This window comes from Mesorhizobium sp. M0185 (genome assembly GCF_040322175.1).
Classification (GTDB): Bacteria; Pseudomonadota; Alphaproteobacteria; order Rhizobiales; family Rhizobiaceae; genus Mesorhizobium.
In genome coordinates, this window is record NZ_JAMYSY010000030.1 from 32,211 (window position 1) to 46,560 (window position 14,350).

12 protein-coding genes and 1 pseudogene are annotated in these 14,350 nt (G+C 62.0%); 2 read left to right on the plus strand and 11 right to left on the minus strand.

The window, feature by feature from the left end:
* Position 1: 1 nt before the first annotated feature.
* Genes tssK through NKJ20_RS21950 form a run of 11 tightly spaced genes read right to left on the minus strand, consistent with a single transcriptional unit; the run spans position 2 to position 10,953 of the window.
* Positions 2-1,336, minus strand: a complete 1,335-nt coding sequence (gene tssK, locus NKJ20_RS21900; protein ID WP_352746858.1) for a type VI secretion system baseplate subunit TssK — start codon at positions 1,334-1,336, stop codon at positions 2-4.
* 39 nt (positions 1,337-1,375) lie between these two features.
* Positions 1,376-1,831 (minus strand): type VI secretion system lipoprotein TssJ, encoded by a 456-nt coding sequence (tssJ, locus tag NKJ20_RS21905; RefSeq protein WP_352746861.1) that lies wholly within the window; start codon positions 1,829-1,831, stop codon positions 1,376-1,378.
* A gap of 3 nt (positions 1,832-1,834) precedes the next feature.
* Positions 1,835-3,310, minus strand: coding sequence for a type VI secretion system-associated FHA domain protein TagH (gene tagH / locus NKJ20_RS21910; protein ID WP_352746864.1), 1,476 nt, complete (start codon positions 3,308-3,310; stop codon positions 1,835-1,837).
* Positions 3,307-4,368: a type VI secretion system baseplate subunit TssG gene (tssG, locus tag NKJ20_RS21915; RefSeq protein ID WP_352746868.1), complete on the minus strand. Its 1,062-nt coding sequence runs from the start codon at positions 4,366-4,368 to the stop codon at positions 3,307-3,309. The genes tagH and tssG overlap by 4 nt, the downstream gene beginning before the upstream one ends.
* The gene (gene tssF, locus NKJ20_RS21920) at positions 4,332-6,206 is read right to left on the minus strand and encodes a type VI secretion system baseplate subunit TssF (RefSeq protein ID WP_352746871.1); all 1,875 of its coding nucleotides are present in this window, start codon (positions 6,204-6,206) and stop codon (positions 4,332-4,334) included. The genes tssG and tssF overlap by 37 nt, the downstream gene beginning before the upstream one ends.
* Position 6,207: 1 nt before the next feature.
* Positions 6,208-6,963 (minus strand): type VI secretion system baseplate subunit TssE, encoded by a 756-nt coding sequence (gene tssE, locus NKJ20_RS21925; protein WP_352746939.1) that lies wholly within the window; start codon positions 6,961-6,963, stop codon positions 6,208-6,210.
* The gene (locus NKJ20_RS21930) at positions 6,950-7,411 is read right to left on the minus strand and encodes an Hcp family type VI secretion system effector (RefSeq protein ID WP_023678576.1); all 462 of its coding nucleotides are present in this window, start codon (positions 7,409-7,411) and stop codon (positions 6,950-6,952) included. The genes tssE and NKJ20_RS21930 overlap by 14 nt, the downstream gene beginning before the upstream one ends.
* Before the next feature lie 46 nt (positions 7,412-7,457).
* Entirely contained in the window at positions 7,458-8,960 is a 1,503-nt protein-coding gene (gene tssC / locus NKJ20_RS21935) for a type VI secretion system contractile sheath large subunit (protein WP_023720342.1), read from the minus strand.
* Positions 8,961-8,962: 2 nt separating this feature from the next.
* Positions 8,963-9,499, minus strand: a complete 537-nt coding sequence (gene tssB, locus NKJ20_RS21940) for a type VI secretion system contractile sheath small subunit (RefSeq protein ID WP_023678574.1) — start codon at positions 9,497-9,499, stop codon at positions 8,963-8,965.
* A 6-nt stretch (positions 9,500-9,505) separates the two neighbouring features.
* The gene (gene tssA / locus NKJ20_RS21945; protein WP_352746874.1) at positions 9,506-10,684 is read right to left on the minus strand and encodes a type VI secretion system protein TssA; all 1,179 of its coding nucleotides are present in this window, start codon (positions 10,682-10,684) and stop codon (positions 9,506-9,508) included.
* A 47-nt stretch (positions 10,685-10,731) separates the two neighbouring features.
* Entirely contained in the window at positions 10,732-10,953 is a 222-nt protein-coding gene (locus NKJ20_RS21950) for a hypothetical protein (protein ID WP_352746876.1), read from the minus strand.
* A 67-nt stretch (positions 10,954-11,020) separates the two neighbouring features.
* Here NKJ20_RS21950 and tssH point away from each other — a divergent pair, with 67 nt between their 5' ends.
* Entirely contained in the window at positions 11,021-13,771 is a 2,751-nt protein-coding gene (gene tssH, locus NKJ20_RS21955) for a type VI secretion system ATPase TssH (RefSeq protein ID WP_352746879.1), read from the plus strand.
* Between the two features lie 303 nt (positions 13,772-14,074).
* Positions 14,075-14,203 (plus strand): annotated as a pseudogene (locus NKJ20_RS21960) (GntR family transcriptional regulator); the annotation flags it as partial.
* Positions 14,204-14,350: the final 147 nt, after the last annotated feature.

Genomic DNA, 14,350 nt, shown 5'->3' on the forward strand with positions numbered 1-14,350 from the left:
TTCACCTGTTCACCGAATAGCAGTCCACCTGCGGTTCGCTCGGCAGTACACCCGAAACGCCAATGACGAAGCCTGGGGCACCGAGCAGCGATGCCCAGTGCTCGCTTTTCTGGTCGAGCTCAAGGCACAGCCGATCGCCGTCGTAAGGAATCTCGCGCGGTTGCGAATGAAGCGGTTTCAGCGGGATGCCGGGCAGGCGGGACTTCCACAGGCCCTCGAACTCATCCGCCGAGCCCACGGTCGCCTGGTTGACGAATATCTTGCGTAGCGCGTCCTCCGACAGTTCCGAACCGACCCGGATGACGATCCGGCTGGCCACCAGCAGCTTCGGATTGTCGATGCGGATTTTCCAAACATTGGTCGAATGGCGCATGACGGGCAGCGCGCGCGATTTCGGCTCGATGTAGCGCAGGCTCAGGATCAGTGAGCGCAATGCATCCGCCAGCGCCGAAAACGGTGGGCCGGGCGCCATGTGATCGTAAGCCGGCAGCTCGCCCAGTCGCCGCGCGCTCGAGCCGTAGGTCGCCATCGAGCCGGCAAGCCCGGCCAGTTCCAAGTAAAGTTCGGCCGGATGGAAGACATCCTGCGCCAGCATATGGGCCAGTCGCGGACGCGCCGCGTTGGCGAGGTTGAGCATCAACAGGTCTTCGACGCTGCGCCCTGGCCCGCCCATGACCATCTTGCCATGCGCCTCGGCGATCTGGTCGAGGCCTGTGACGACTTCCAGAAGCAGTTGCCGGTACCAGGCCACTGCACCGGTAACCAATGCCGGTGGCAGGAACGTCTCGTCCAGCGAAACGCCGCCATCGGCACGAACCCCCTTGATGCCGGCTATCGGCAGGGCGGTATAGCCGCCGACCGATTTGCCGGGTGCAAGCAACAGCGATTGCGGTCGGGCGATTTCGATTTCTTCGGGATCTGAACCGCCCTGGACGGCATCGCGCACCGAAACGATCCCTCCATGATAGCGCGCACCGCTGGGTGGCGCATGCGCCGGATCGAAGCCAACGCCGCCGGCCGGCTCGAGCGGCAAGGCGACCAGCACCGGGCCGGCGCCTGTATCCGGGGTGACCGGCAGCGGACGCGGCGCGTCCATAAGATCCGGAATGGAGAAGGGGGTTCCGTCCGGGAAAATGCCTCGTGCAGACAGGATCGAGATCTGGCCGGCATCGAGCAATGCCTTATCCAGGGTCAATTGCTGAAAGCCGAACGTATGCAGCTGGCCGGCCTGCAACGCGCCGCGCACAGTCGCCTCGAAGAAACGATCCTGCTGCTGGAAATGCTGGGTCCGCAGAAAAAGGCCCTCGGACCACAGCACCCTGTTTGCATCGCTCATCCGGCTACTCTCTGCATCGAGCTCCCCTTGCCTTGGCCGTCAGGCGGAAATGCCGCCGCTGCCGAGTGTGACATTGGTCGTAAAGTTTGATCCGGGCGAAACCGATTTGGTCGTCCGCCAGTTTCGCCCGCCAGGCTCACGGATGAGTGCCACGAATCCCAGGGCGGTCGCATCCGGTTCGACCGTAATGGTCTTGGTCGCAGTTTTTCCAGGCGCGACGGCAATCTGGTCGGATCCGATGAGATCACCTGCCAGTGCCGAGCCGGCATCCCCCTGCAAGGCAAAGTAGTCGGCAGAGTTGAACTTACCGGTGCTGCGTAGCCGCATGACCAGCACCGTCACTGGCCGGTCGCCGCCGCCTAGTCCAGGGTTCATGCCGGCCGCTCCTGTCAGCTTGACCGTGATGACCGACGGTTTTGGCGGCCCGGCGCTTTGACAGGCCGTAAGCAGCCCGGTCGCGCCCAAGGCAACGATAAATTCGCGTCGATCGATCATGTCTTACTCCTCCTCATATGCATCCCGAAAATCGGCGCCGATTTCGCCGAGAAAGCTCTTTTCCGCGCTCTCGGCGATTTCACGATGGCGTTTCTGGTAGAGCTCCCACAGCTTGGCGCCGCGCCCGCCCGACAACAGCGTGCCGATCGCGGAACTCGATTTCAGCTCTTCTTCGATGGCTGCCGGCTCAAAACGGTCGACCATCCGCCGCAAGGCGGCCTGCACGCCGCGCCAGGCGCGCACGTGATGCTGTGCCAGATCGCGAACCGCATCCGCGATAGCCGCTTCGCCGGCGAGAAATCCGGGGCTGCGTTCGGCGATAAGCGTCACGATTGCGTCGTCGACCGTCGGCAGAAACTTGAGTGGATTGACCTCGGAGGCTCCGACCATTGTCTGGGCAACGCGGGCATTTCCCTTTTCTTCGGCACGCTTGCGCAGCAGCTGCATCAATCCTTCCATCATAAGGCGGTATTCGCGGCCGAACTTTTCCATCTCGGCGACGGCGTCGCGCCCGGGAAAATCGGCTTGCGCGACACCCATACCGCGCAGGAATGCGGTGCGAAGCGCCATGTCGGCGTGCTGCCTCGCAGGCGGCTGGCGGGCGGGGCTGGCGGCTGCGCCTGCCCGTATTGGGGGAGGGGCATCTGCCCCTCGCACGGGCACGTCCCAGGGATTGGCCGCTTGCTGTGGCTGGGCGTCGCGCTCGCGCTGCCCGGTTGAGCTGGCGCCGCTTCCCGGGTTGGGCGGTGCGGCTGGACCAAAACCGAAGTCGTCGTTGAATTCCGGCAGCTTTGCCGTCGCAGGCTCCGTAGCGCCGTTGGGGAACGACACCGACTCGAGGCCGAATGGGTCTGTCTGCTTGGGTTCGCTGGCTGGTTCTGGATAGTTTGCGGTGCCTTTGGATACTGGTGTTGCGATCGGATCGAGGCTGAACGGGTCGTCGAAAGCAGGCGAGCTGCGCTTTCTGGAATTGGCGCGTTCGAACGCACCCGGGATCGGCTGCTCGAAAGGGTTCGGCAGCTCGGCTGGACGTGGCCGCTGCGGCTCTTCTTCCACGGCGGCTGAAAAGAAATCGTCACGGCCGATGCTGACCGGCGCCCGAGACGCCAGCGGTGAGCGCTCCGGAACCGGCGCTGCGGCTGCTGCTGCGGCTTGGGCACTCGACGTCTGCAGATCGACATGCACGATGTAATCGCCCAGTCTCAGCCGCATGCCATTGCGAAGACGCGTCGACTTGCCTGCGCCGAGCGGGCTGTCGGAGTCGTCTATGAACAATCCGCTGCTCGACGTATCGGTGACGAAATATCCGTCGCGCCCACCAGTGATCCTGCAATGGGCGCGTGAAACGAACATGTCGGGATCGTCGATCTGCCAGCCGGCGTCCGCGCTGCGGCCGATCACCAGTTCCCCCTCGTCAAGCCGGGTCTGCCGTACCGCCTGGGTGCGTGGCCCTTGCTCCAGCGTCAGCAGCAGACTCATGCCGCGACCTCCGCCCCTTCCTGCCGCCAGCCGACTAGTGTCCGCAGCCGCATGTCGTCAGCATCGCCCCTTTCAGCGGGCCGCGCAAGCCACGCGGTCCGGGCGAGTTGCACGGTTCCAATACGCGGCGGCGGAACGGCATCGCGCGCCAGCACGATGCGCAGATCGACGTCGAGCGATGCGCCGACCATGTCCCTAACGGCTTGCTTGAACAATTTGAGGCGTTGACCGCCCGGCAGGAACGCCTTGAACTCCTCATAGCCCAGCGGGCCGACGCGGAGCTCGATCCTGCTTTGACGGTTGAAGACGCGCGGACCGATCGTCGCTCCCCGACCGAGCCCTGCGTAGGCTTTGCCAACGCGGGTCTGGAGCGTGGCTGGTATGGTCATCCAGGCAGCGATGAACTCCCTGATCTGGACCGGCACCTTGAACGCCTCAGCCAGGAACAGCGTCAGCCGCTCGGGGCCGTCGACCTGATTGGCAAGCGAAGCGGCCTGACGCAGCTTCACTGCGTCCAGTTCGGGGTTGTGGGTGCCGGGAAGCCCTATTCCCGCCATGGCTTCAAGCATGGCGCGAACGCGCCCACCTACCGGGCGCTCGACCTGAACCGCCGGATGCGCATCCGCCCACGCCCTGTAATACAGCGCAATCATGCGGTTCTGAAGAATGTTGACGAAGTCCATGAACGTCGTGTCGCTGGTCTGCTGCGCATCGGCGCCGGTGAACCAGCGTTGCGACAGGCGATCGAGTACCCAGCGCGTCAAATGCAGGGGCATCGGACCTTCAGGCCCCATCAGACCAATGTTTGCGACCGTGACCCGAGCGGGCGCTTTGTCAGTCGCTTCGCGGAATTCTGCCAAGTCCTTGGCGAAAAAGCTGAGACGGACATGCTGCCCGAGCCGCGACGGCTCGCGCTGCGGCGGGCCGGAATAGCCGAACAGCCCGCCTCTTCGTTCGAGTCGCCGCAACAACTCGAAGAAGTCGAATGCATCCGACAGCTCTTCGGACCGGCCAGGCTTGTCTAGATCAGGTAGCGATTGCCGGGCGTCATGGGCCATGGCACATCCTCCTGCTTCTGCAGCAGCCATGTGCGGGTTCGCACAAAGCCGTTTATTCCGGCATGACGGGCAAACAGCCGTGCCAGCAAGGCCGAAAGCAGCAAGGTGCTCTGCCCCGCCAGAACCGATTGATCGACATGCAATGTCACCTCCGTGCCTCGTCCGAAGCACATCGGCCCATCGATCTGCAGCCGTTCGATGACCGACCGGGAGTCGATGCGCACGATCGAGTGCACATTGCGGGCGAGGCTCGGGTCTCCCCTGTCGGCGTAAAGCTCAAGCAGCGCATGCAGCGGATCGACGCCGCGACCTTCTTTTGCAAGGCTTAGAAAGTTGAGCGCGAGCTGCGCTACAAGCCGCCAGGCGAGATTGTCGGCTCGCGATTCACCCGCCGCGCCCGCCGGCAGCGCTGCGGGGATGGCTGGGCGAGGCGGGCGCAATGCGCCGAGAAGCCGGATCGTCTCGACCGGATCGCCGGCTTCCAGAGTCAAGGTAGGGTTGTCGTCAAGAATCGGCAGATCGCGGTTGGTGCAGAGCGCCACGACGTCGACGCGCTTCAGCGGCCGGTTCGCAGGACTTTCCGCGGGACGCGAAATCGCCAGGAAAACGTCGTCGCCCGTGTATGAAGTACGGGTGAGGCCGTCGCGCCGTTCCTCCTCCGTCGGGCGGCGTGGGCGCCGTTCGGTGGAATAAACCCAACCGCTGCCGCGGTTCTGTCCCAGGCTGAAGAGCTCCGGGATTGCGGCGTCGCTCCCCTCGCTGTCGGCGTCCTCGACGCGGATAACCCGATAGATTTCGAAGTCCCGCGCTCGCGTGCGGTCGGCATGCAGCACCTGCCGCGTCTTGCGTGGATCGAGTTCGACGACGTTGCACTCGCGTTCGAACAGATTGATGATCGGCGTTGCGAAAAGTTCAAAATCGGCCGCCGTCACATCGGCAACTTCAGGCACCGGACGCCTGAAGATGAAGATTATCTCGAGTTCGGCTGTGCATGTGCGCACGATGGGCTGCAATCCCGAAACCCGAGCATAATGAAAGCGCTCCGGCATCATGAAATATTCGCGCAGAAGACGGTACCCTTCGAAGGTCGGACGTGTACGAGGCATCAGCGCCTCGTCATCGTTGATGCCGACCATTTCAGGTACCGGCAACGGCGATATCGGGTTGGCCTTGCCTTCCGGCCGTGCACCAACGGCCGCGCAGGCGCCGAAAATCGCGTCGAAAAGCAGTGGTGCCTTGGTGCGCGCGGAAAAGTAGAGATCAAGCCGGTCGAGCGACAGTTCGTCGAGCTTGCCTTTTCCGGTACGAGCCAGCGTGATGCGAAGCGCCGCCTCGCCATCCACACCGCCGATCCGCGCGATGCCGGCTGCAGCCAAGGCGCTGCGATCCTGAAAATAGCCGACCGAGGTGATGGCAATCGGCCACAGCGTGATGTCCTGGGCGGTGGTGAACGTGCAACGCGTCGACAGGCCTGGCTGGAGGCTGGAAACCAGACGCGTATTGCGTTTGACGACATGGCCCCCAATCATTGTCTGGACCTGCTGGCCGGGTTTGAACACCACCACGGCCGTTGCCGGCGCCGGCGTGACAAGATCGGGATAGAGAACATCAAGGACGGCGCGCGAGAAACGCGAGCGTTCCGCATCGACCTTGAGTCGGGTCCGCGCGGCCAAAAAAGCAACGCCGTCAAGCAGCCGCTCGACGTAAGGGTCCGGACAGGGGACCGTATCGAGTGAAAGGTTGCGCGCCACCGCGGGATGCATGTCGGCAAATTCTGCCGCGAGCGCGCGGATATGGGTCAGTTCCTCCTCGTAATATTCTACGAAGACCCGGTCCATCTCAGGCTTCCCTAAATTCGGTCCGAGCCAAGCCGTTATCGAGATTGATCGTGGTGCGCAGGCGCATGCGTTCGGGCGTGGGCGTCATGATCAACACCGCATCTATCTCGATCCTCAGGCCCACGGTTTTGTCGCCAAGGGTTACGGTAACCTTTGTTGCACTGTCCTTGAGACGCGGCTCGAAGGTGGCAAGCACCGAGCGGATCTCGCGCGCAAGGGCCTCGCGATCAAAGTCGCGGGAAGAACGGCCCGAGAAGGAAGGCACTCCGTAATTGACGACGCTGCGACGCACCTCCGGAAAATCGGCGAGCGACGGTGGGTTGTCCGTGGCCTGTTCGCTTTCAAGGTCGGAAAGCAGCGGAACGGCCTCGAAGCGCTCGGTATTGAACAAAGCCTCGACATCGCGCCGCACGGCTTCCTTGAGCACACGCGCCGACACCACCACGCCGCGGCTTTCGATTTCAGCGCGGTGCTGGCTCTGAAAGGCCAGGCGATGCAGACGCCGCTTCTGGTCGGCTGTCAACTCCGCGTCGGCGTCGATGAGCCGCGCGCTGGCCGCAACAAGATTGTCCAGCCGCTCCGCGCCAAGCTCGTCCTGCAGTGCCTGGCGCAGCCCGTCTATCTCGGAGGTCATACCCGGCAGATCGTTTACGAGGCGGTCCCATAGAGAGGGCTGGACGGCTTCGCGCTTTGCTCGCGAGCTGCCGCTACCCTGCGACTTGTCCGCGCCGGGCCGCCGGGCCTCACTTGCCGACATAGACATCCATTTCGATTTCGTCGTTGTCGTCGTAGACGAACTTTATTTTCTTGTAGGCAAAGCTGACCTCTTCCTCGATCAGGTCCTCCTCATCCTCGGCCTGCGACATGTCGTATTCCATAATCGAGGCGTCGGTGAGTGTGACGACCAGGTAATCCTTGGTCTCGCCATCAATGGTCCGCCGTGCCGAAAACACGACTTCGTCCAGGGCCTTGTTTTCGAACAGCGCCTTTTTCAGGTAGGGCGAGGACTTGTCATAATGCTTGGTGAACTTGATCATACCCAAGGACACACGACCGCGGCGCGAGAGCGAGTTTGGATCATAGGGTGCGATCATCTTGTAATCGACGCCATGGATTTCGATTTCGTCCTCATGGCCATCACGAGTGCTTGGACCTTTGATATCCGGAACCTTTAGAAAGCCATCAATCTTCGTATTTGTGGGCATTGTCTTTCTCCACCGCTTTCAAAAACCAAGATGTTGTTGCTGCAAATCAAGTCTTTACGGACGGAAGTTCCGAAACCAGCCGGAGCGAGGCATTGATACCCTCCAGCTGATAATGCGGGCGCAGATAGAAGCGGGCATTGTAGTAGCCTGGGCGTCCCTCCACGCTGTCCACCTGAACCTCGGCGGCGGCGAGCGGGCGCTTGGCGCGCGCCTTGTCATCGGCAAAGGCCGGGTTGGCCAACACATACCGGTTGATCCATTCGGTCAGCCAGATCTGCATGTCGGAGCGCTCCTTGAACGAACCGACCTTGTCGCGCGCGATCGCCTTGAGGTAGTGGGCAAAGCGCGAGACCGGGAAAAGGTAGGGCAGGTTGGCGCTCAGCCGCTCGTTGGCTTGCGCATCGGGGTCGACCAGCCGTCCCGCCCTTGTCTCGTCGTCCTGCAGCGAATGGGCGCCAATGAAGGCGGCGAGATCGGTGTTCTTTCGATGCAGGATGGGCATCAGGCCGAGCTTGGCCAGCTCCGCCTCGCGCCGGTCGTCGATGGCGACCTCCGTCGGACATTTCATCGCTATCGAGCCATCATCGGTCGGGAAGCTGTGAACTGGCAGGTTGAGGACCGTGCCGCCATTTTCGACGCCGCGGATCTGCGTACCCCAGCCATAGAGCTTGTGGCTGCGGTTTATGTTCACGCCCATCGGGAAGGCAGCGTTCATCCAGACATATTTGTTGTGGTCGCCATGCACCTCCTCCTCGAAGGTGAAGCCCTTCACCGGAACGGTATCGGTGCCATACGGCAGCCGCGCCAGAACGCGAGGCATGGTCAGGCCGATGTAGCGTGCATCCTCGCTCTCGCGCAGCGACTGCCAGGAGGCATAGGCGGGGTTAGAGACGATCTGCTGCAGGTCCTGCGGATTCGGCAATTCCTGCCAGCTATCCATGCGGAACAGGCGAGGCGAGGCAGCTGCGATAAAAGGCGTGTGCGCTGAGGCGCAGATGCCGGAGATGTTGCGCAGCAGACCGACGTCGCGCGGGTGGTTGGAGAATTCGTACGCACCGATCACACAGCCGATCGGCTCGCCGCCAAGCATCGAATACTCGTCCGTGTAGACTTTCTTGAAGATCGGGCTCTGATCCCACATCTGGCCCTCATAATCCTCAAGCGTGTCGGCCAGCTGCTCCTTGGAGATGTTCATCACCCGGATCTTCAGCTTCTGATCCGTCTCGGTATTGTTGACGAGATACCACAGGCCACGCCATGTGCCCTCCATTTCGCGCACTTCCGGCGCGTGCAGGATCTCGTTGACCTGTTCGGAAAGCATCTTGTCGATTCCGGCAATCAGCGACTTGATCGACTTGATCGCATTCGACGAGATGGTCGTGGTATCGGAACGTGTCTGCGCTGCAAGTGCGAGATTGCGCACCAATTGCTGCAGCTTTTCGCTGTCGTCCTTCTTGACCTTGAAATCCTTCTCGAGGAGCCCGCTGAATTCTCCAAGATCGATGGTTTCCGCCTCGGCGACGGCGGCGGTTTTTTGCTGTTCGGCCATGGTCATTCCCCTGCCTTGTCGTCCGCCAGTGCCTGGCTGGCGATCTGGCCAAGAAGCGGTTCATTGTTCAGCAGTTGCGCAATGCGCTTTTCGGCGTCGACGCGCCCGTCCATGAAGCCGAGAAGTTCCTCGAGTTGGCGGCGCATCTTGAGGATTTCGGCCAATTGGGGCACCTGCTCGGCAATCTTGTCCGGCGCAAAATCGCCCATCTTGGTGAAGGTAAGGTCGAGCGCCAGCTCCTCGTCCCGCTCGGCGCCTTCAGCCTGTGGCAGCGTATTCTTCACGCGGGCTTTCACGCGTGGTCCAAGTGCCTCCATGAAACGCGGAAACCGGTTCGCATCGGTCTCGACCAAGGAGCGGTCCAGCACCGACTTGGCCGCTTCCTTCGTCTGCGAAGCCCCCGAAAGATCGGCCATGACGGCCATGACAAACGGCAGCTCGATTGTCGTTGGACTGCCATAGGTTTCCACGTCATAGGCGATCTGCACCCGCGGCGCGCGATTTCGTTCGATGACCTTGGCTTTGCTTTCGGCTGGCATTGCTTGCTACCTTTCATCCTTCTGAGCCGTCTTCTTGGCATCGGGAACGCCGGCAAGAAGCCGGAACTCCTTCAATCCCGACGGGGCGAGATCTTCCATCAGTTCTACAAAATCCATATGCACCATCCGGCGCACACGGCGGGCGAGGTGGGGAATCGGGCTCGACGGTTCGGTGCGGTCATAAAAGGCGACTACGAGGTCCAGGCATTTTACCACGTCGTCGCGCGAAGAAATCCTGTCAGGGAGTCCGGTGCTCGAGTCCGCGCAGCCAGCCACACTTGCCATTGCATCGGCTCCATGACCGTTTCGGGCAGGCATTATCGGTTCTGCAAGCGAAGGGGACGGCTTTGCCGAGCCATTCGCCATCGCGCCGGCAGCCGAGTTGCGCTCGAGGGTTGTCAACAAACGCTGCAGGAACCGTTTTAATTCCGGAATGGTGGTCCCGCCGCTGCCTTCAAGGCGAGCGTTGAGGGCTGTCTCGACGGCTTCCAGTGCCGCGACCGCCGCGCGCGCATTGGCGATGAGCGACTGCATTTCCTCATTGGCTTGATCCGCCTGTGCCGCGCACCCGGCACGGACCCGATTCAACAGTTGTCCGTGCGCACTGACAAGCGCTGCCTTTTCGGCCGCATTCAATCCTGACGCTGCTTCTTGCAGCATGACGCGGTCGTCGAGCGCAGCGTGTTCCAGGTCGCGTCCGCTGATCGGCCCGATCGAGCGTGGCGCAAAGAAAGTCATTTGCCGTAGGTTGGCCAGCAGCCCGTCCTGACCATTTTGAAGGTCGAGCAGCGCGTTGATGCGGCGCAAGGCGGCCTCGCGAGGCGACGTGTTGGGGCGCAGCGCCGGGTGCATGGTTTCCCAATGCAGGTCGAACGTCCGCCCAATAAGCGTCAGACCCTGCGCCAACCCGGCCAGTCCCTGCTCGTTGGCCAGTGCGCGTGTGACAATTACAATCAGGCGCAAGTCGCGGCCACGCGCGCGCAATTCCTCAGCCTTGGTGAGCACTGCTGGCCAGTCAACGGGAATGGTGCTTTGCGAGACCGGCCTGTTGTTGCCGTCATGGACAACCTTGACCTGGGGCTCCGTCAGGCGCTCCAGTTCGTGAAACGCCGGATCGTTACGCAAATCCTCTCCCGACGGATTTTCACCGTCGAGCGGAGCAAGCCAGAGTGCGACGTCGATCACACCGATCCCCCAGTCGCCGGCCCTGAGGCCGACCTGCCCCTACGTTATCACACGGTTGCGCTTTTCCACAATTCAGCGAGTGCGGAAAAATTAACAAAACCTAATGCAGCCTTGTCTTGATTGTGGAATCCGAAAGGCGTGATTGCCGAGCCCTGGACCGGAAATGTCGTGCCTGGGATCTCAGGCTCGTGGTTGTTTGCAGCCGGCGATGCAGGATCTTCCACCAATGATGGGAGCCCGCATAATCGGGGATCGAAACCTTTGTTCATCCCGCACTTTGTCAAGCGGCTGCTTATGTGGCAGGTTATCGACTTGCAGAGTGCAGGAGCACGTTCGATGGAACAGCGCCGGTCATCGCAGAGTTTCAAACGCAAGGAACTGGTCGGCAAGCTCAATCCTCTAGGGTTGCGCGCCTTCAAGGCGGCGGCCGACAGTGCCAAGCTGCGCGGCAATCCTTACGTCGAACTCGTCCACTTCATTGAGCAGCTCGTGCTCTCCGACCGCTCGGATGTGCAAATGATGATCGCCGATGCGGGACTGGATGCGAGCCGACTTACGGCCGATATGACGCGCGCGGTGGACAAACTGCCTTATGGCGCAACCTCGATCGAAGAGTTTTCGGACCATATCTTCCACGCCATCCAGGAGGCATGGAATCTGGCAACACTGGAATTCGGCGTGGAGGAGGTTCGCAGCGCACATGTTCTGCTTGCTTGCCTGAAGACACCGGTACTGGAAGGCCTGCTGTCGAAGATCAGCGGCGAGTTCGACAAGATCGACGCCGACGCCGTCGTGGCGCGCTTCGCCGATGTCACGGAGGGCTCACTCGAAGCCGGCGCTTCGCCAACGGTCACCGCGACAGAGGCGCCGCGGCGGGCTTCGGGCGGGGATTCGGCACTGGCCCAATATGCCACCGACCTGACCCAGCGCGCCCGCGACGGAAAGATCGACCCGGTCGTCGGCCGCGATCCGGAGATCAGGCAGATTGTCGACATATTGATGCGGCGCCGCCAGAACAATCCGATCCTGACCGGGGAGGCGGGCGTCGGCAAGACTGCAGTCGTGGAGGGTTTTGCTCTGCGCATCGCCAAAGGCGATGTGCCGCCCCCACTGCAGGGAGTGAGCGTGCGCATGCTTGACGTCGGATTGATGCAGGCAGGCGCAAGCGTAAAAGGTGAATTCGAAAAGCGGCTGAAGGCTGTAATCGACGAGGTTCAATCGTCCGAGGCGCCGGTCATCCTCTTCATCGACGAAGCCCATACCCTGATAGGCGCCGGTGGTGCTGCCGGAACCGGCGACGCTGCCAATCTGCTCAAGCCGGCGCTGGCGCGGGGCGAACTTCGCACGATAGCGGCAACGACCTGGTCGGAATACAAGCAGCACATCGAGAAAGACCCGGCACTGACCCGCCGCTTCCAGGTGATAAAGATCGACGAGCCTTCGGAATCGGTTGCCATCCTCATGTTGCGCGGCGTAGCCGGCGTTCTCGAACAGCACCACGAAGTGCAGATATTGGACGAGGCGATCGACGCGGCGGTCGCCCTGTCGCATCGCTACATCCCGGCGCGCCAGTTGCCGGACAAGGCGGTCAGCCTTCTCGACACCGCCTGCGCGCGTGTCGCCGTATCGCAGCACGCCACGCCGGCCGAGGTCGAGGACATCATGCGCCGTCGTCAGGCGCTGGAGGTCGAGCGCGGCATTATCGGCCGCGAGGCTGCAATCGGCATCGAGGTGGCTGAGCGGCAGGCACGGGTCGAGGCTGGGCTTGCCGAGACCGAACGCACGCTCGCAGCCGCGCAACAGCGCTGGGAGCGCGAAAAGGCGCTGGTGGCCGAGATACTCGAACTGCGCGCCAGGCTGCGCGGTGACGGCGTGCCGCTCGATGCCGTGGAAGGGCAGGAGGCCGCCACTGAGACAGAGAGCGTGGAGCTGCCGGAGACCGAACAGTCCAATGCCGGGACGAAGATTCCGGCGGCAGGCGGTATCTCTCCTCCCGATCCGGCTGCCGATCTCGCTCGGCTGCGCGAACTGATGAGCGAACTGGCCGAGGCGCAAGGCGAAACACCGCTGATCCTGCCATCGGTCGACCGCAACGCCGTGGCGGCCGTGGTTCAGGACTGGACGGGCATCCCGACGGGGCGGATGCTGTCGAGTCAGACCGAGAAGGCGCTGCGGCTCGCGGCCACTCTGTCCGAGCGCGTTGTCGGACAGGATCACGCCATGGAGATGATCGCCAAGCGCGTGCAGACCAGCCGCGCCGGTCTCGGCGCTCCGGAAAAGCCGGTGGGTGTATTCCTGCTTTGCGGCCCCTCGGGCGTCGGCAAAACCGAAACCGCCTTGGCACTGGCCGAAACGCTTTACGGCGGAGAGCAGAACCTGATCTCGATCAACATGTCTGAATTCCAGGAGGCGCATACGGTCTCTACCTTGAAGGGCGCGCCGCCCGGCTATGTCGGCTACGGCAAGGGAGGAATTCTCACCGAGGCGGTGCGACGCAAACCCTATTCGGTGATCCTGCTCGACGAGGTCGAGAAGGCGCATCCAGACGTGCACGAAATCTTCTTCCAGGTCTTTGACAAAGGGATGATGGACGACAGTGAAGGTAGACGCATCGATTTCAAGAACACGCTGATCCTTCTCACGTCGAATGTCGGCTCAGAAGTGATCATGGACCGGACACGGAATGGTGCGGTCCGGGCAGGGCTCGACGAACTGGACACCGCATTACGCAGCCCATTGCTGAAAGTCTTCCCTGCGGCCTTTCTCGGCCGGGTGGTGACCATCCCCTACTTTCCGCTTTCGGATTCGATGATCGAAGCGATCACCCGTCATCAGTTCGCCAAGATTGCTCGCCGGCTGCGCGCGACCAACGATGCGGAATTGGTAATCGGCGACGGTGTAATGGATCTGGTCAAGACCCGCTGCACGGAGATCGAATCCGGCGGCAGAATGATTGACGCCATCCTAACCAACACGCTTCTTCCGGAACTGAGCCGCGGCGTGCTGAACCGGTCGCTCACGGGCGAAAAGATGACGAAGGTCACGGTTGGCACCTCAGGCCAAGGGTTTACCTATTCCTTCGAATAGGCCAGGCGAATTATGGCGGCCCCTTTCGGCCGACTACTGCATTGAGCTGATGTCCGCTAATTGATACCTGCGGCTTGCACGCGCTCAGCTCGCTATCCGAGGACAATTATCGCCGCCATCGCCTGCAGTTCTGCCTGCTGGAAAAGCGCGCAGCCGACCGGCGAGCGAGATGCGGTGCATAGCAGAGGGCATATGATGACTTTAGCAATCTCGCCCTCGGAAGCTGAATTTTCGTATGATGACTTCGATTTTATCTTGCGCCGGGAGTATGCGACGTCATGGCCCGCAAAAGTTGGAGGACCCATGCAGCAGGTCGAACATCGAACGTCCCGCAGGTCGTTCGTTTCGGAGGTCGCAGATGCGCTGCGTGACCAGATCGAAGCAGGCTTCTACGCGCCTGGTGACAAATTGCCGACAGAACCCGCGCTTATGTAGCACGCGTTCACATCCTCGGCGGACAGGTTGGGAGCCTCAAGGCGCTCGGGCCTTGTCTTGACCGCCTGGTACCGATCACCAACGGCACGGAGCGATGAGCGTCAGCCGGCGCTCCAAAGCCGCCACCAACAACTGGCGCGAGGC